This is a genomic window from Burkholderia sp. BCC0397 (assembly GCF_902832865.1).
Classification (GTDB): Bacteria; Pseudomonadota; Gammaproteobacteria; order Burkholderiales; family Burkholderiaceae; genus Burkholderia.
Map to the genome: position 1 here is coordinate 312,214 of NZ_CADFDL010000006.1, position 15,536 is coordinate 327,749.

The window sequence follows — 15,536 nt, forward strand, 5'->3', positions numbered from 1 at the left end:
CTGCTGACTGACTATAGGACACGATTCGGAACGGCGGTCCGTTTTTGTGAATTTCGACGGTAGTCTTATCATCCGGAAGCGGCCGGCGTCGTAGCGACGAGCCGAAGCGACGAGTCGAAGTGACGACGGTCGCGCAGGATTGAGCGTGTGCCGGCCGAGAACCGGCAAACCGAAAAAACGATACGGCGTAGAGAACGAATGAGGCAGATCAAAATGACGATGCGCATGGGCATCGCGATGCTGGTGCTCGGCGCAAGCCTGGGCGCGAACGGCGCGCACGCAAAAAGCGCGGTCGATTGCGGAAAGCTCGACGCGGCCACGAGCGGCCCGGACGACAACTTCCGGCCGCCGGCGTCCGGCACGGTCATCGGCACGGGGCGCGCGTATTTCTATTCCGCGCCCGACGCGCAGTGCATGACGAAGCGGACCTTCATCGTTCCCGGCGATTCGGTGACCGTCTACAAGTCGCACGGGCGCTGGTACAACATCATGTACGTGAACGGCAAGACCGGCGACGACTTCGAAGGATGGATCGAGCAGGGCCGCGTGCGCCTCGGCGGTCAATACGGCGCGCAGTAGTCGCCGTCGGCGGCGCCGCTACACCGTCGCCGATGCGAAATCGTGCTGCAGGTTCTCCGCGCGCAGCGGCCGCTGGTACAGGTAGCCCTGCGCGTACTGGATCCCGACCGTATGCAGCGCACGATGCTGCGCCTCGGTCTCCACGCCTTCCGCGATGATCTTCAGGCCGTAGTGATGCGCGACGGCCGCGATCCCCTCGATCAGCCTCGCGCTGCCGCTGTCCAGTTGCGCGACGAACTGTCGATCGATCTTCACGTAGTCGAACGGAAAGCGCGACAGCATGTCGAGATTGCTGTGATGCGTGCCGAAATCGTCGATCGCGAACTTCGCGCCTTTCGATCGCAGCGCCTGGAAGATCTCGGTGGTTCGGGCGTTCTTCTCGAGCAGGATGCGCTCGGTGACTTCGAGCACCAGCGTGAAGCCGGGCGGCAGCGCGCGGATCACTTCCTCGACGACGGCCACGAACCGCGCACGCTCGAGGTCCTGCGGCGCAATGTTCACGGCGATGCGCAGCGGCGCGGACGGCGTCAGCGCGGTCAGTTCGGACACCGCCGTGCGCAGCACGAATTCGGTGACCTTCGGCAGCACCGTGCTCGATTCCACCTCCGGGATGAACACGGCCGGGCTGATGGCCCCCCACTTCGGATGGTGCCAGCGCAGCAGCGCTTCGACGCCGACCGTCCCGCGCGTCTGCACGTCGACGATCGGCTGGTACACGACATGGAACTCGTTGCGCCTGAGCGCGTGGCGTACGGCCTTCAGCAACAGCCGCCGCGGCGCCATCGCGAGCAGGTAGGCGGCCATCACGAGGCTATCGGCCAGCAGTACGATCGTCACGCAGATCAGCCGGTAGTGGCGCTGGACCTGTGACGCGTAGCGCGCCGATGCGATGACCGACACCGTGAACGGCCAGCGCTGCGAAGCAATCGTGCTGCCGCCCGCGGGGCCTGCGTCCGTTTCCGGCGCGAACTTCCCGTGCTGGTCGAGACGGCCCGAACCCGCGATCGACAGCGTGGCCGTTTCCGCTCCGTTGCCGGTGCCGTGGGCGAGCGCGTCGGCCACGTAGTCGCCTTCGATCACATACAGGACGCCCGCGCCGCGCGCGGTGGCGCGGAATACGGACAGCACCGGAATGCCACGCTGGAACGGCGTCTGGCGCAGCAGCGTGACGGTCATCGAGCCCGGTTCGGGCTCGCGCGCATACGCGGCGAGCGGCAGGTCGATCGAACCGAGCGCCGACGAGCACATCAGGCGGCCGTCGTTCACCAGCCCGACCGCGCGCAGATAGCGCAGGCGAGTGCCCACTTCGGCCAGCGTCCGGAATACCGTCGCGCAGGGCCGCCCGACGAGTGCGGTCAGCTCGTCCGCGTGCCGGAGGCGAACGCCGTCCAGGATGCGGTCCACGGAGGTTACGATGTCGTTTGCCACGACGCGTTCATGCGCGGTGACGGCATCGCGCGCGTAGCGGTCGGCCAGCATGATCGCGAACGCGGGCACGAGCACGCAAATGATCACGGCGGCGAAAAAGACGACGCGCGGCCACGCGCCGCTGCGGTGGAAAAGGGGCTTCGAGCCGGGCGTGAGCGCCCATAGTCCCGCGATTGCCTTTGGTGTTGTACGCATGGCGTGGCAAGTCGAACCGGTCGATGCGCCAACGGTGCGCATGCCGCATGCCTGATTCGGGCCATGCGGCTCGCGCGCCGGTTTCGGGACGCCGATCGAGTCGGCCGTCGCGACGGCGTCGGCTCAGCCTGTCGCGATCGGCCATCATCTGGCAGCATTCCTCAATAACATGCGGGCATCAAGCATGTATATCGACGCAGCGTACCGAAAAAAGCCCCGGCCGCACAGTGTGTGCAGCCGGGACAAAAGACACCGTCTCTTGGCACGAGGATGGTGCGCGGCAAGTATAAGATGCGGCACGCGATTGCGAAATATTGTTGTTTAAATATTGATGAGGTTTCGTGATTGTGTCTCAAAAAGAAACATTTTCATGCGGCGCCGTTGTCGGCAGTCTGTTGCCCGGGCGTCAAACCGGAGCGTTGCGATGGAAGACAATGCCGCACCCACGGTCGTCGTGACCGATGGCGCCGCCGTGGCGGACGGCGGTTCGCTGTGGATCCGGATTTCGGTGGACGGAGAGGCCCGCGACTATTCGCTCGATCGCGCGCTCGCGTCGCGCGGGACGCCGCGCTACGACAGCATCCGCGGCGCGCACGGCGTGCTGTCGGATGGAGATCGACGGGAGTTGCGGGTGCTGCTGGAGCGCATTGCCGACCCGGCGATGTGGGCCGGCATCGTCGGCACGTTCATCCAGGTGCTGAAGCGCCCCGATGCGTGATGAACGACGCGGTGCTGGCGGCGCTTCAGAAATCGTTGCGCATCTTATGGAGCAGGCCGCTGGGCGACTGGTGCGTGTCGACGGCGGTGAGGACATCGGTCAGGAACCACGGCAGGTTCAGTTGCGTGTCGGAATCGCCGACGCATACGCGGATCGGCGGTGCGCCGGAGGGTGAACGGGCGCCTTGCGCGGCATCCCGCGACGGCACGCAATTCTTTGCGTATGCCTGAGTCGGAACCGGCGCGACGGCGCCGGAGGGTGCACCGGCGATAGCCGGCGCGGGCACGCTGATGGCGGAAAACAGGGTCAGGGCAGCGGCAAGAGCGACGCGTTTCATGAGGATTCTCCGGCGATGTTCGTTCGACCGGGCGAGCCGCCGCGAGTTCGTCGGCGCGAGATGCGTGTCACCTGTACGAATGGACCGCCCAGCCGCCTGCGACGCTGGCCGCCCGCCCCGGGCTGCCGGCTGCGCCACTGCTGTGGCGATTCCTCAAACAGGTGTCGTTCCCCGCATGTATATTGTCGCCGTGCATCGACCGGCCGGCGATATCGCGCGGCTTCGTTTGCACGTCACCGTGCGCGCGTACTGCCGGCCGTCCGGCGCGCGGTGCCCGCGGTGAAGTGTCCAGAGCAAGTACAAGAACCAGCAAACATTCCGAGCCCGCCTATGAGCGATACCAAAGTTGTTTTTCAAATCACCGCGGATGATCTCGTCCACGCATACCGCCTGCATCTTTGGCGCAAGTACAACGGAAAATACCTGCTCAAGTCATTTGCGATCGTCGGGATCGTGTACGTCGTCCTGCTGGTCGGCGGCGTCCGGGTAGCAAGCGGACATTTTCCGGAATGGCGATATGTCTGGATGGCCGCGGGAATCGCGGCTGTCGTTTCTATCGGTGTGCCGCTCCTGAATCATCTGGTATTGCCACGCGTAGGCCGCAAGATTTACGACCAGCAAAGGACGCTTCATCAGTTTCACACGGTCATTTTTCACGACGATCGCTTCGTCGTCGAAACGCCGACTTCGCGCGACGAAATTCACTACGCGGATCTCATCCACTGGAGCGAGGATCATCAAATGATCCTGCTGTATCAGTCATTGGCGATGTTCCGGGTGGTACCGAAGTGCGTGCTGGACGACGGACAAGCGGCGTTCCTGCATCGACTGTTGCTTCAGAACGGCGTGCGCAAAGTCTAGCGGGCCGCGGGGCGCACGAAGCAGTCCGGACGGCTTGCGTCGTCCTGGCTTCGAAGCGCGCTTCCGGCCTGAAGGCGTCGCCGCATCACATCACTGATACCCGTAACACTGCTTCAGCCCCGCGTAGTCGTAGAAGTGGCTGCCCGGCGCAATCTTCGCGCCGTCGCACGCGGCCTGGAAATCCGTCTCGCGCTCGTTGTACAGCATCTTCACGATGAGCCGCGACCCGTTGCGGTAGACATCCCACTGCATGTTCGCGGCCATCGGCGATACCTGGTCGCCGCGCCACGGGCTGTTCGCATACGTGTACGTCTGTGCCTGCGGCGTCGGCACGAACACGTTCTTCAGGTTCATGATCGACGCGAACGGAATCACGATCTCCGCGTGCGTGAAGCGCAGCTTCGCGGCGTGCGTCAGGTCGCCCCGCGAGATCGCGTCGACTTCGCCGAAGAAATCGTCCTGCAGCACCTTCGCCATCCGGTACGTCACCGGGTTCGCTTCCTGGATGCCGGGCCCCTTCTGGTAGTAGTCCTCGGCATCCTGCAGGTACGCGAGATACTGCGCCTGCTCCGCACCGATGTACTTCTCCATCGTGACGCCGCCGGTTTCCGCGGTCATTGCGGGCGCGACCTGCAGCAGGTTGTACAGCACGTTCACCGCATCGACGGCGGTCGCGATCCTGGTCTTGCCGTCGCCCTTCAGCGTGTTGGTGAACTTGCCGTCCGTCGACGTGAACGCATAGGTGCCGGTGTTCGCGAACGCGTAGCCGTCGGAGCCGAGCTTCGCGATGAAGGCCGGCGACACGAGCGCGGACAGCACCGTTTGCGCGACGTCGGCCGCCTGCGGCGCGGCCTTGATCGCCTTCAGCTTCGTGGCCACCGTCGTGTCGTTTGCATAGGCCTGGTAGGCCTGGCTCGCCTGATAGGTCGCGTAGTGCGGATCGCTCGTGTCGGTCACGAGATCGGTGGCCGGCTTCAGCGAGTGGAAATACAGCAGGAAACGATTGGTGCCGGCCGGCTGCGCGACCGGTGCGCTCGCCGGATAGCCGGCCGGCGCGGCCGGCAGTGTGATGGCCGGCGCCAGTGCCGGCTGCGCGGCGACGAGCGCCGCCGAGAAATACGTCGAACTGTCGACTGCGCGATCCTGGCCTGAGTTGACGACGACTACTTGCCGGTTGCTCGCGGCGAACAGCGCGGGCAGCCGCTGCGCGAGACGCGCGGCGAGTTGCTGATGTTCGCGGATGCCGGTTTGCGTGAGGTTGCCGTATCCGGGTGTCGAGATGCCCTGCACGCCGTAGCCGAGCAGTGCATTGGCCTTCATCATCGCGTACGTGTCGGCCTTGAGCTGCGCGCCGAGCGCGGTCAGCGCGCCGTCGGCCTCGGCCTTGACCAGCATCGCGTAGATCGCACCGTCGTACTTGAAACCCGACAGCCCGCGCGAGCCGTGACGTGCGACGAGTTCGGTATAGACCGGCGCGTAGCCGACCGGCGGCGCTTCGTACGTCGCGGCGTCCTGCTGCGGGCGGTACGGCGTCTTCGTCTGATAGTAGGTCGCGGGCGCCGGGGGCGGCGCCGGCTGAGGTTGCGGCTGCGGCGTGGGCGCCGTGCCGTTGTTGTCGGCCGACGTGGCGGGCGGCGTCGAGTCATCCCCGCCGCAAGCGGCGAGCAACAGGCAGGCAATCGCGAGGGCGGCGGCGGTGCGGGTCGGGCGTGTCATCGTGGCGGGCAACGGACGGGGCGATGCGGATGTGCGTCGTCCCGTCTCCGGGGGAAGGTGGTCGAGCCCCGAAGTGTTGCAAGCGACTTTGACAGCAGAATGTCAGGATGCGGTCGGGCAATCGTCGGATTGCCGCCGGATCGACGATGATGGCCGGCTGCGGCCGGCCCGTGTGCCGGCGTTCAGTGCAGCCCGGCCGATGCGATCGAGCGCACCGTATCGGTGATGTTCACGCAGCGCGACAGCCCGAAATGCTCGGCTTCGCGACGTTCCGGTTCGCTGCTCGCGATCCCGACCGCGCGCTCCCGCGGCACACCGAGCGCTTGCAGCGCGACATCGAACGGATGCTGATTCGATCGGGAGTCCTGTTGATCGGCATCCGTGACGACGACCGAGAAGCGGTCGAGGTTCGCGCGGCCGAACTGGCCTTCGAACATGTCGCTGAGCCGCGCGGCCGGCAGCGTCGTGACGAGACCGAGCCGATAGCCTTCTTCCGATGCCCGGTCCAGCCACTGGATGATCGCGTCGCGCTGATGGCGCGATTCGCGCGAATCCGGGGTGGCTTCGATCTGCGCGAATGCTACGTCGAGACGGGTGACGATGGCTTCGATGACCACGGTGATTCCTTTTCAGAAACGTGATGATCCGTTCGCCGACGGGAATGCCACACACCTTAGCGTCGATCCGGAAAACTCGACCAATTAATATTTATAGCCGACTCATACGATTCGACTAATGAATGGGGCGGCCAGCCAGAGCGGGCGCGGGATGCGTGTCGCACGACATTTCCCGCATGAATTGCATCGTATCGACGGCCGTCAATGTGGTGCACCAGCGTGGCGCAGATTCCGGCTGCATCACGCCTATGCATATAAAAAAACGGCATATCGGGCGATGCCCGCCCGATATGCCGCGTTGCGATGCTGCGTGCGAACAGGTGCGATCAATGCAGCTTGATCGACGGCTGGTTTCGGCTTTGCAGCCAGTGGCTCAGCGACTGGAACAGCGCGCGCTTCATGCCGACCACGCTGAACAGGTGCTTGCGATACAGGAACTTGTACAGCCCGATCGCCGCCAGCCCGTCGACGATCAGCGAGCGTGAGCGCATGCCGATATCCGCCTGGTACACGGCGCCCGCATGCCCGAGCGACACGACGGTGCCGGCATCGCGGAACGTGAAGCCGGCCACCGGCTTGCCGGCGACGCGGCGCGCGAATGCGTTGACCAGATACACGGCCTGCTGGTGCGCGACCTGCGCACGCGGCGGCAGAAACCCGCTTGCACCGGCGGACGGGCACGCGGCGCAGTCGCCGAATGCATACACGTGCGGATCGTCGGGCGTCTGCAGCGTGTCGGTCACGATCACCTGGTTCGAGCGGTTGAGCGCGATGTCGCCGATGTCCCGCAGCATCGCGGGGCCCGCGACGCCGGCCGCCCAGATCGTGATGTCGCTCGCGAGGCGTTCGCCGGTCGCGGTCGTCACGGCATCCGCACCGACTTCCGCCACGCGCGTATCGGTCAGCACGTCGACGTTCAGCGCGCGAAGCTGCGCGTGCATCTTGCCGGACAGCCGTTCGTCGAGCGCCGGCAAGATGCGCGGGCCGCCTTCGATCAGCCGGATGTGCACGTCGCGCGCGGACACCAGCGCCTTGAAGCGGTACGTCGTCAGTTGCTGGACCGCGTGCCGCAGCGCGGCGGCCAGCTCGACGCCCGTCGCGCCCGCACCGATCACGTTGATGCAGATCGGCGCCGCACGCCGCGCGGGCTGCTGCTCGGCCAGGTGATTCGCCTTCGTGCAGGCAGCCAGGAACTTGCGGCGGAAATCCTCGGCCTGGTCGAGGTTTTCGAGCGGCAGCGCATGACGCTCGGCGCCCGGCACGTTGAAGAAGTTCGTCACGCTGCCGACCGCCAGCACGAGATCGTCATAGTCGAGTTCTCGTTGCGGCAGGATTTCCGTGCCGTCCGCATCCTGCACGGCCGCGATCGTCGCCGTGCGTGCCGCGCGATCGACCCGCTGCAGCGCGCCCTGTACGAAGCGGAAGCCGTGGCGCTTCGCCTGCGCCGCGTATTCGATCGTGTGGGAAGCGGGATCGCGATGGCCCGATGCGGCTTCGTGCAGCAGCGGCTTCCAGAAGTGCGTCGGATAGCGGTCGACGAGCACGACTTCGGTCTGCCCGCGGCGTCCGACCGTATCGCCGAGACGCGTCGCGAGCTGCAGGCCGCCGGCGCCACCGCCGACGATCACGATGCGCGGTACGCGCGGTGCGCGATCCGTTGCAAGGGTAGGCGTGATGTTGTCCATGTTGGGGCTCCCGCTGAATGACGATTCGGATGACATTGCTCAAGAACCGACGATATAGTTTGGAACCCACTCGAACAATTTAATGTTTATAAGCGACTCATATGTATTCACTTATAGGAAAGACCGCGACGTTCCGGCAGTTGAAGGCGCTGGACATGATTGCGCGGCTCGGCAGCGTGTCGCGCGCGGCCGAGGAACTGAACCTGACGCAGCCGGCCGTGTCGCTGCAGGTCCGGCTGCTCGAGGAGGCCGTGGGCGCCGCGTTGTTGCAGCGGGTGGGGCGTGGCGTGCAGTTGACCGCGGCCGGCGAGATCGTGGCGCGTTACGCGCGCGAGATCCTGCATCTGTGGAGCGAGGCCGGCGACGAAGTGGCCGCGCTGACGGGTGATCTCGGCGGCACGCTGCGGATCGGCGCGATCACGACGGCCGAATACCTGATCCCGCCGCTGCTCGTCAAATTCACCGCGACGCGCCCGCACGTGAAGACGTATTTCAAGGTTGGCAACCGCGACGACATCATCCGCATGCTCGCGACGCATGAAATCGATCTCGCGGTGATGGGCAGTGCGCCAAAGGAGCTGCGCACGCACGCGGTCGAGTTCGCGAAGCATCCGATGGTGTTCGTCGCGGCGCCCGGCCATCCGCTGATGCAGCGCAAGCGCGTCGCGCTGAAGGATCTCGAATCCGCGCACCTGCTCGTGCGCGAACGCGGCGCGGGCACGCGCTCGACCGTCGAAAGCCTGTTCAAGAACGCGGGCTACCGCTTTCATGTGGGCTCCGAACTGTCGAGCAACGAGGCGATCAAGCAGATGGCCGAAGCGGGGCTCGGCATCGCGTTCCTGTCGCTGCACGCGTGTGCACTGGAACTGCGCACGGGGCTGCTCGGGCAACTGCCGTTCCCCGGCAACCCGATCGAACGCGAATGGTATGTGGTGACGCTTGCCGACCGGCGAATCTCGCAGGTGACGGGGCTGTTCCGCGACTTCCTGATCAAGCAGGGCGCGCCGGTGATCGACGGCGCGACGGTGGCGCTGCACGAGCGGCGGCGCAAGTAGGCGGGGTGTCGGCCGGCCGGTCAGACGAGCCCGAAGTCGTCGTTGCTGTCGGGAATCGACGCGAGCAGCCGTTCGAGCCGGTACCAGCCGATGATGCGCAGGCACCACGCGGCGATGGTGGTGCGACCGTTGCGGGCGTCGGGGCCGGATGAAGGGCGGGCGGCGGACGGCGAGCGCGCGATGAACGCCGCGCGTTGCGGGCAGTAATGGGGCATGACGGGCTCCGTAGGTGTCGGATGAGTCGATCGTAAGCGGCGCGGCGCCTTTAGGCGCGCACGCAAGGATCGTCCCGAGCAGAAACGGATGATCTTTTTCTGCTTGATTCGGCGGCGGCCGCGCAGGGCCGGCACGCCGGCCCGAAACGCGTCACAATGCGCGTTCGGCCCCTGATCTGGTGGAGACCCTCAATGAGCGATCCGATTCTTGCCGCGCCGACGGACAACGGCGTCCCGGTCAGCCTGCGCTCCAGCCGCGGGCTCGGCTGGCACGGCTTCGGCGCGTCGCTGCTGGAGATTCGCGCGGGCACGTACCGGATTCCGGCGGCCGAGCATCACCGGATCGGCGTGCATATCGGCGCGCCGGTGCGCGCGGATTGCGTGTGCGACGGCGAGCGTGTGTCGCGCATCCAGGCGCACGGCGACGTCGACGTGATTCCGGCCGGCCTGCCCGGCCAGTGGACCGACAGCGCCGACTGCCGGATCCTGCACATCGCGCTCAGCGACACCTTCGTGCGGCGCACGGTCGAGCAACTCGAACTGAAGCCGTCGCATGCGCAGATCCGCCGACGGCTGCAGGTGCGCGACCCGCGGCTGCAGCACATCGCGTGGGCGATGGCCGCCGAACTCGAAGCGGAAGACGCATCGGATCCGCTTTACGCGGAAAGCCTGTGCACGGCGCTCGTCGCGCGGCTGGTCGACGGCCAGCCGGCGTTTCGCGAACGCCGGCGCACGCTGGCGCCGAAGGCCGCGGCGCGCGTGATCGATTATGTCGAGGCGAATCTCGACCGGCGGATGACGCTGGCCGAGCTCGCGGCGCTCGTGTCGATCAGCGTGCCGCATTTCAAGGTGCTGTTCCGCGAAACGCTCGGGATGCCCGTGCACCAGTACGTCGTGCGGCGCCGGGTGGAGCGCGCGAAGGCGCTGCTGCTCGAAGGCCGGCTCAGCATCAGCCAGATCGCGCTGGAGGCCGGGTTTGCGCATCAGAGCCACATGGCGAACTGGATGAACCGCGTGCTCGGCGCGACGCCGACGGAGATCGCGCGGTCGGGTGCGCGGGGCGGGTTGCGGCTGGCTTATGACGGCGAGGATGGCGCGAAGCCTCCGCGTCGCTAGCCTGTCGACGGATGCGCGGGCCGTGCCCGCGCTCGCATCCCGTCATCCTTTCCTGCTCGATTCATCCCTCCGTGCGCGCCACTCGGGCCGCGAATCCCGACAATCACAGCACTTTCATCCCTCAGGAGCGGATCGTGTTCGTGATCTTCGGAGCATCCGGCAACGTCGGCCTGTCGACCGTGACGACCTTGCGCAACGCAGGCCATTCCGTGCGCGCGGTGCTGCGCGACGCACGCCATCGTGAACGTTTCGCGCAGCTTGGCTGCGATGTCGCGATCGCGGACCTGACGGACGCGAACGCGATCGCCGCGGCGATCGACGGCGCGCAGGCCGTGCAGATGCTGTGCCCGGTGCCGGCTGCCGACCCCGATCCGGCCGCGACGATGACGCGGACGATCGACGTGGCGACCGCCGCGCTCGCCGCGAACCCGCCACCGGCGCTGCTCGCGCTGTCGGACTACGGCGCCGAGCTTGAAGGCAATACGGGTATCACGCGTCTGTTCCATGACTTCGAGGAACGGCTGAAGACGATCCCGACGCAGCTGACGCTGCTGCGCTCGGCCGAGCATCTGCAGAACTGGGCGCGCGTGCTGCCGGTCGCGCTCGGCACCGGCGTGCTGCCGAGCTTCCACCATCCGGTCGGCAAGGTGTTTCCGACGGTCTGGGCGCCCGATGTGGGCGTCGTCGCGGCGCGGCTGCTGCTCGATGCGCCGGAAGGCGGCAGCGGGCCGCGCATCGTCAGCGTCGAAGGGCCGCGGCGGGTGAGCGTGACGGCGATCGCGGATACGTTGGGCACGGCGGCAGGTCGTGCGATCGTCGCGCACGAGTTGCCGCGCGACACGTGGAACGCGACGCTGTTGCGCGCGGGGCTCAGCGAACGTCATGCCGAGCTGATCGTCGATCTGTACGACGTGCACAATGCGGGGCGGATCGATGTCGAAGCCGGCGTGTCGGAGCGGGCCTACGGGACGACGACACCGGAGGAGGCGCTTGCCGTGCTGGTGCGCGCGCATGCGGCGCCGGCGTGACGCAGGTAGCCGGAATAGCCGGAATCTGGCGTTGATATCGATGGACCGGGATTCGCAAGTTGCGAAACCCGGTCCGGACTTCGGGGCGCACTTTAACCGTGCCCGCTACTCCGGCGTTTCAACCACAAGCGCCCGGGAGGCTCGAAATACGTACCGAACCGCACGAGTCCGGCCTTCTTCAGATGGCACGTCATTTCAAAGCTCACCAGCACGCCAGGATCGTCGTTTTCAAGGATGGCGACGTCGATGGAGCGGATGCGAGGCTCATATTTCAGAAGCGTCGCCTCCATCTGCTGCTTGAGCATGTGGGCTGACGCGGGCAGCGCCTTGTAGATGTTCGTCAGATCCGGCAGACCATAGTCCGGCAGATGCTTCAGCGCTCCGGCACGCGAGTTCAGGATGCGCTGCACATTTTGCTGGACGCTCATGCATTCGAGTGTCCGGTCGTCGTAAGCATCGAGCGGCTCACCGCCGATCTGGCCGAGCAGGATGTCATGGAGAGAGGGACGCGCCTGCATGATCCTGGCCTCTGGTTACGCGGTCGCGCGTGTCGGCTCCGTCGCGCCCGCTGCGACGTTGCTCCGATCGATGAAATCGATCGTCAGGTTAGCTTCCGACGAGCTCGACAGCACGATCCTTTCGGGCGCGGCCCCGGTAGCCATCCGCGCAAGCAGTTCACGCGACACGTTCGGCAGAATCCGCTGGTTGAGGAACGCATCGACGTTGCGCGCACCGGACTCGCGTGCGAGGCAAAGCTCGGCCATCGTGTCGATCAATGATTCGTCGCACGCCAACTCGACGTCGTGTTGCCGGCGCAGGCGGTCGGCGACCTTCGACAGCTTGAGCCGCACGATCGACGCGAGTGCGGCGGCATCGAGCGGCCGATAGACGAGCGACTGGAAGCGCGCGAGCAGCGCGGGCTGGAAGTGTGCCACAAGCTGCGGGTGGATCGACTCGAGCAACGCCGCCTGGGAAATCTGCGGATCGTCGGCGGTCATCTCGTCAATCCGTGCGCTGCCGAGATTGGACGTCATCAGAATCACGCAATTGCGGAAGTCGATCTCGCGTCCTTCTCCGTCGCGCATCATGCCGCGGTCGAACACCTGATAGAACATGTCGAGCACGTCGCGGTGGGCTTTTTCGACTTCATCGAGCAGCACGACGCCGTACGGCCGCTGCCGCACGGCTTCGGTCAGGATGCCTCCGCGGCCGTAGCCGACATAGCCTGGTGGCGAACCTTTCAGTTGCGACACCGTGTGTGCTTCCTGATATTCCGACATGTTGATCGTCGTGAGCGCGGCCTCGCCGCCGAACAGCAGGTCGGCCAGGGCCAGCGCCGTTTCGGTCTTGCCGACGCCCGATGGTCCTGCGAGCAGAAAGACGCCGAGTGGCGCATGTTCATTCTTGAGGCCCGCCTTCGCGGTGCGCAGGCTCTCCGCGAGGGCAGCCAGCGCATCGTCTTGTGCGACCACGCGCCTGGCCAGTTGCTGTTCGAGCCTCAGCAGGCTCAGCAGTTCGTCTTCGACGAGGTTGCCGACCGGCACACCTGTCCATTCCGCAACGACACGCGCGATGGCCGCCGCATCGACATCGACAGAGATCAGCGGTGCCTTGCCTTGCCGGTCGGCCAGTAGGCGTTTGATGTCGTCGAGCTGGCCGTGGCTGGACGCCGAGCCGCCTTCGGCGATCTCGGCTCGATGCCGGTGAACGAGGCGGACCAGCTCGAGTTCGCCGACATAGCGCGCCTGCAAGCCGGTCAGGATGTTCCGCGCGTCGGCAAGCGCGTGCTCCAGCGTCGCGCGCCGGGGCCCAACGTCATCGATACCAGCCTGCGCGTCCGCGTCGAGCGTCGCCAGTTCGAGTTCGAGGGCGGCGACTGCGGCGCGCGCGCGCTGCAGTTCCGCGGGCGGCGACTCGAGTCCCATTCGCACCTGCGCGGCAGCGGTATCGATCAGGTTGACTGCCTTGTCCGGCAGTTGCCGTGCGGGGATATAGCGTCGAGAGAGTTTCACTGCCGCGATGAGCGCATCATCCCGAATGTGCACGTTGTGATAGTCCGCATAGCGGCTCTTCAGGCCCCGCAACATCAGGCACGCCGCATCGTCGTCGGGTTCGTCGACCTTGATGATCTGGAAGCGGCGCTCGAGCGCGGCGTCGCGCTCGAAGAATTCCTTGTACTCCGACCATGTAGTTGCCGCGATCGTACGCAGTTCGCCGCGCGCGAGCGCCGGTTTGAGCAGGTTCGCGGCGTCGGCGCCGCCGGCGGCGTTGCCCGCGCCTATCAATGTGTGTGCCTCGTCGATGAAGAGCAGGATCGGCTCCGGTGAAGACTGAACCTCATCGATGACGTTTTTCAAGCGTTGCTCGAATTCCCCTTTCACCCCGGCGCCGGCCTGCAGCAGGCCCAAATCGAGTGTCAGGATGCGCACGTCACGAATCACGTTCGGGACGCTTTCCTCGGCGACGCGCAGCGCGAGGCCTTCGACGAGCGCGGTCTTGCCGACGCCCGGCTCGCCGACGAGGATCGGATTGTTCTTGCGCCGACGCGCGAGCACGTCGACCATCTGCTGGATTTCGCGATCACGGCCGAATACCGGATCGATCGCGCCGCGTCGAGCCTTGTCTGTCAGATCGATCGTGAAGCGGGAAAGGGCATCACCGTCCGTGGTTCGCTGGGGCGCGAGCGTTGCTGCCGCGACGGGTGCGGCCGATTCCGGCGCTTGACCGGCTGCACGGCCGATCGGATGGTCGTCCGCGCCGGCTTCGATATCCTCCGGTCGCGTGCTCTCGCACGAACGATGGGCCAGACGCGGCAGGACGCGCTGGATTTGCGTGCTGCTGACGGACAGCAGAGGCCACGCGTTTTGCGCACGCAATACATGGGGCCGATCGACGATCGCCTGCAGCAGGTCGCCGGACCGGACGGTCGCGTCGTCTGTCTCGGACGCTGCGCGCACCCATGCGTCCTGCAGCAGGGTCGCCAGTTGCGGAGACAGTGCCGGCTTGCCCCGAAGATTGCGTGGAAGATGCTCGATCGACGCGAGCAGCGCATCCCAGACGGTGTCGAGGTCGATACTGTAGTGCCGCAGAATCGCCGGGATGTCTCCGTCACCGGCCTCGATCAGTTTCAGCAGCCAGTGCTCAACGGTGATCTCGTCTGCGAGACGCGTCTGGCATAAGCTCACGGCCGCTTCGAGCGCCTTCGCGCAGTGCGGGTTGAGTCGGCGGAGCAGGTGGGTCGTGTCGCGCGGAGTCATGTCGATATCTGAAGAGGGAAGGGGCGACGCGCAGTCGTTGGCCGGACTGGGTCTCGAGGACAGGAGGGCCAGCCTGAACCGGCCAGGCTGGCAAAAGAACCGCGCGAGGAGCCGGCGGTTCGGTCGTCGATAGGGATCAGGACCGCTCGTTCCAGGTGTCCTTGTGGATAATGTTGCCGTCCTTGTACGACCAGGTGATCGTTTCGTAGCGAAGCTCCACGTTTTCGAGGTGGTTGTGCTTCTCGTAGTCCGGATTCTTGATGTCGTGCATGACCGGATTCACGGCGACGATCTTCACGTTGTCGAGCTTCGTGTTGAAGTACTCCTTCTCCTTGCCGGCGTCGTCGATCTTGTACCACTTGATTTCGACCGACTTGAGCGTCTGGCCGCTCGTCACGGCCTTGTACAGGTACGGCGTCGACGCGTCGGTTTCCTTCGTCAGCGTGATCGGCTTGTGGACGCGCGTACCCGTCAGCTTGCCGGTGTTGCCGTCGGTCGGGATATGCACGCCGTGGTCGAATGCGACGAGTTCGACGCTGCCCTCGCGGTCCTGAACCGTCACCGAACCCTTGATGTCGGCGCCGCCATCGTCCTTGAGCCACATATAGGCCGGAATTGCCATTGTCATACTCCTTTTTTTTGCACTGTACGCATTACTAAACTTGCCAGGAGCCAGCCCCTGAGCTTGAGAATCCCGAAGCGGGTTGCTTCGGGGACTAAACCTGGATT

15 protein-coding genes are annotated in these 15,536 nt (G+C 65.7%); 6 read left to right on the forward strand and 9 right to left on the reverse strand.

Annotation, left to right across the window (positions count from 1 at the left end):
* Nucleotides 1-219: 219 nt before the first annotated feature.
* The gene (locus tag HWX03_RS20845) at nucleotides 220-579 is read left to right on the forward strand and encodes a hypothetical protein (protein WP_244132733.1); all 360 of its coding nucleotides are present in this window, start codon (nucleotides 220-222) and stop codon (nucleotides 577-579) included.
* An 18-nt stretch (nucleotides 580-597) separates the two neighbouring features.
* Here HWX03_RS20845 and HWX03_RS20850 read toward each other — a convergent pair whose 3' ends face one another.
* Entirely contained in the window at nucleotides 598-2,202 is a 1,605-nt protein-coding gene (locus HWX03_RS20850; protein ID WP_175872517.1) for an EAL domain-containing protein, read from the reverse strand.
* 424 nt (nucleotides 2,203-2,626) lie between these two features.
* Between HWX03_RS20850 and HWX03_RS20855 the strand changes: the two genes are divergently transcribed.
* Nucleotides 2,627-2,920, forward strand: a complete 294-nt coding sequence (locus tag HWX03_RS20855) for a hypothetical protein (protein ID WP_175822819.1) — start codon at nucleotides 2,627-2,629, stop codon at nucleotides 2,918-2,920.
* Nucleotides 2,921-2,945: 25 nt separating this feature from the next.
* Here HWX03_RS20855 and HWX03_RS20860 read toward each other — a convergent pair whose 3' ends face one another.
* On the reverse strand, nucleotides 2,946-3,257 hold the full coding sequence (locus HWX03_RS20860) for a hypothetical protein (protein WP_175872518.1): 312 nt from the start codon (nucleotides 3,255-3,257) through the stop codon (nucleotides 2,946-2,948).
* A 330-nt stretch (nucleotides 3,258-3,587) separates the two neighbouring features.
* Here HWX03_RS20860 and HWX03_RS20865 point away from each other — a divergent pair, with 330 nt between their 5' ends.
* A complete protein-coding gene (locus HWX03_RS20865) occupies nucleotides 3,588-4,118 on the forward strand; it encodes a YcxB family protein (RefSeq protein ID WP_175872519.1) in 531 nt (176 codons plus the stop codon).
* Between the two features lie 90 nt (nucleotides 4,119-4,208).
* On the opposite strand, the gene HWX03_RS20870 is transcribed toward HWX03_RS20865, so the two are convergent.
* The 3 genes from HWX03_RS20870 to HWX03_RS20880 all read right to left on the reverse strand — a co-directional run bounded on the left by HWX03_RS20870 (nucleotide 4,209) and on the right by HWX03_RS20880 (nucleotide 8,136).
* Nucleotides 4,209-5,834: a histidine-type phosphatase gene (locus HWX03_RS20870; protein WP_175872520.1), complete on the reverse strand. Its 1,626-nt coding sequence runs from the start codon at nucleotides 5,832-5,834 to the stop codon at nucleotides 4,209-4,211.
* Nucleotides 5,835-6,016: 182 nt separating this feature from the next.
* Nucleotides 6,017-6,451 (reverse strand): phosphatase, encoded by a 435-nt coding sequence (locus tag HWX03_RS20875; RefSeq protein WP_175872521.1) that lies wholly within the window; start codon nucleotides 6,449-6,451, stop codon nucleotides 6,017-6,019.
* Nucleotides 6,452-6,777: 326 nt separating this feature from the next.
* Nucleotides 6,778-8,136 carry an NAD(P)/FAD-dependent oxidoreductase gene (locus tag HWX03_RS20880; protein ID WP_175872522.1) on the reverse strand — a complete coding sequence of 453 codons (1,359 nt, stop codon included), beginning with the start codon at nucleotides 8,134-8,136 and terminating at the stop codon, nucleotides 6,778-6,780.
* Nucleotides 8,137-8,237: 101 nt separating this feature from the next.
* Here HWX03_RS20880 and HWX03_RS20885 point away from each other — a divergent pair, with 101 nt between their 5' ends.
* The gene (locus HWX03_RS20885) at nucleotides 8,238-9,191 is read left to right on the forward strand and encodes a LysR family transcriptional regulator (RefSeq protein ID WP_174385523.1); all 954 of its coding nucleotides are present in this window, start codon (nucleotides 8,238-8,240) and stop codon (nucleotides 9,189-9,191) included.
* A 20-nt stretch (nucleotides 9,192-9,211) separates the two neighbouring features.
* On the opposite strand, the gene HWX03_RS20890 is transcribed toward HWX03_RS20885, so the two are convergent.
* Nucleotides 9,212-9,406 (reverse strand): hypothetical protein, encoded by a 195-nt coding sequence (locus HWX03_RS20890; RefSeq protein WP_175872523.1) that lies wholly within the window; start codon nucleotides 9,404-9,406, stop codon nucleotides 9,212-9,214.
* Between the two features lie 192 nt (nucleotides 9,407-9,598).
* On the opposite strand from HWX03_RS20890, the gene HWX03_RS20895 reads away from it, so the two are divergent.
* Both HWX03_RS20895 and HWX03_RS20900 read left to right on the forward strand, forming a co-directional pair.
* The gene (locus HWX03_RS20895; protein WP_175822811.1) at nucleotides 9,599-10,522 is read left to right on the forward strand and encodes an AraC family transcriptional regulator; all 924 of its coding nucleotides are present in this window, start codon (nucleotides 9,599-9,601) and stop codon (nucleotides 10,520-10,522) included.
* Nucleotides 10,523-10,656: 134 nt separating this feature from the next.
* Nucleotides 10,657-11,550 (forward strand): NAD(P)H-binding protein, encoded by an 894-nt coding sequence (locus HWX03_RS20900; RefSeq protein ID WP_175872524.1) that lies wholly within the window; start codon nucleotides 10,657-10,659, stop codon nucleotides 11,548-11,550.
* A gap of 92 nt (nucleotides 11,551-11,642) precedes the next feature.
* Here the strand turns inward: HWX03_RS20900 and tssE are convergent, their stop codons facing one another.
* The 3 genes from tssE to HWX03_RS20915 form a co-directional block, all read right to left on the reverse strand.
* Entirely contained in the window at nucleotides 11,643-12,068 is a 426-nt protein-coding gene (gene tssE / locus HWX03_RS20905) for a type VI secretion system baseplate subunit TssE (protein ID WP_175872525.1), read from the reverse strand.
* Between the two features lie 15 nt (nucleotides 12,069-12,083).
* Nucleotides 12,084-14,807, reverse strand: a complete 2,724-nt coding sequence (gene tssH, locus HWX03_RS20910; protein WP_175872526.1) for a type VI secretion system ATPase TssH — start codon at nucleotides 14,805-14,807, stop codon at nucleotides 12,084-12,086.
* A gap of 136 nt (nucleotides 14,808-14,943) precedes the next feature.
* Nucleotides 14,944-15,429 (reverse strand): Hcp family type VI secretion system effector, encoded by a 486-nt coding sequence (locus HWX03_RS20915; RefSeq protein WP_006494514.1) that lies wholly within the window; start codon nucleotides 15,427-15,429, stop codon nucleotides 14,944-14,946.
* Nucleotides 15,430-15,536 lie beyond the last annotated feature (107 nt).

What these genes read in the sequence shown, in the direction of transcription:
- HWX03_RS20845 (WP_244132733.1), top strand. Translation starts at nt 220, where the DNA reads ATGCGCATGGGCATCGCGATGCTGGTGCTCGGCGCAAGCCTGGGCGCG.
- HWX03_RS20915 (WP_006494514.1), bottom strand. Translation starts at nt 15,429, where the DNA reads ATGGCAATTCCGGCCTATATGTGGCTCAAGGACGATGGCGGCGCCGAC.
- HWX03_RS20865 (WP_175872519.1), top strand. Translation starts at nt 3,588, where the DNA reads ATGAGCGATACCAAAGTTGTTTTTCAAATCACCGCGGATGATCTCGTC.
- HWX03_RS20855 (WP_175822819.1), top strand. Translation starts at nt 2,627, where the DNA reads ATGGAAGACAATGCCGCACCCACGGTCGTCGTGACCGATGGCGCCGCC.
- HWX03_RS20850 (WP_175872517.1), bottom strand. Translation starts at nt 2,202, where the DNA reads ATGCGTACAACACCAAAGGCAATCGCGGGACTATGGGCGCTCACGCCC.
- tssH (WP_175872526.1), bottom strand. Translation starts at nt 14,807, where the DNA reads ATGACTCCGCGCGACACGACCCACCTGCTCCGCCGACTCAACCCGCAC.
- HWX03_RS20895 (WP_175822811.1), top strand. Translation starts at nt 9,599, where the DNA reads ATGAGCGATCCGATTCTTGCCGCGCCGACGGACAACGGCGTCCCGGTC.
- HWX03_RS20860 (WP_175872518.1), bottom strand. Translation starts at nt 3,257, where the DNA reads ATGAAACGCGTCGCTCTTGCCGCTGCCCTGACCCTGTTTTCCGCCATC.
- HWX03_RS20885 (WP_174385523.1), top strand. Translation starts at nt 8,238, where the DNA reads ATGTATTCACTTATAGGAAAGACCGCGACGTTCCGGCAGTTGAAGGCG.
- HWX03_RS20870 (WP_175872520.1), bottom strand. Translation starts at nt 5,834, where the DNA reads ATGACACGCCCGACCCGCACCGCCGCCGCCCTCGCGATTGCCTGCCTG.
- HWX03_RS20890 (WP_175872523.1), bottom strand. Translation starts at nt 9,406, where the DNA reads ATGCCCCATTACTGCCCGCAACGCGCGGCGTTCATCGCGCGCTCGCCG.
- HWX03_RS20880 (WP_175872522.1), bottom strand. Translation starts at nt 8,136, where the DNA reads ATGGACAACATCACGCCTACCCTTGCAACGGATCGCGCACCGCGCGTA.
- tssE (WP_175872525.1), bottom strand. Translation starts at nt 12,068, where the DNA reads ATGCAGGCGCGTCCCTCTCTCCATGACATCCTGCTCGGCCAGATCGGC.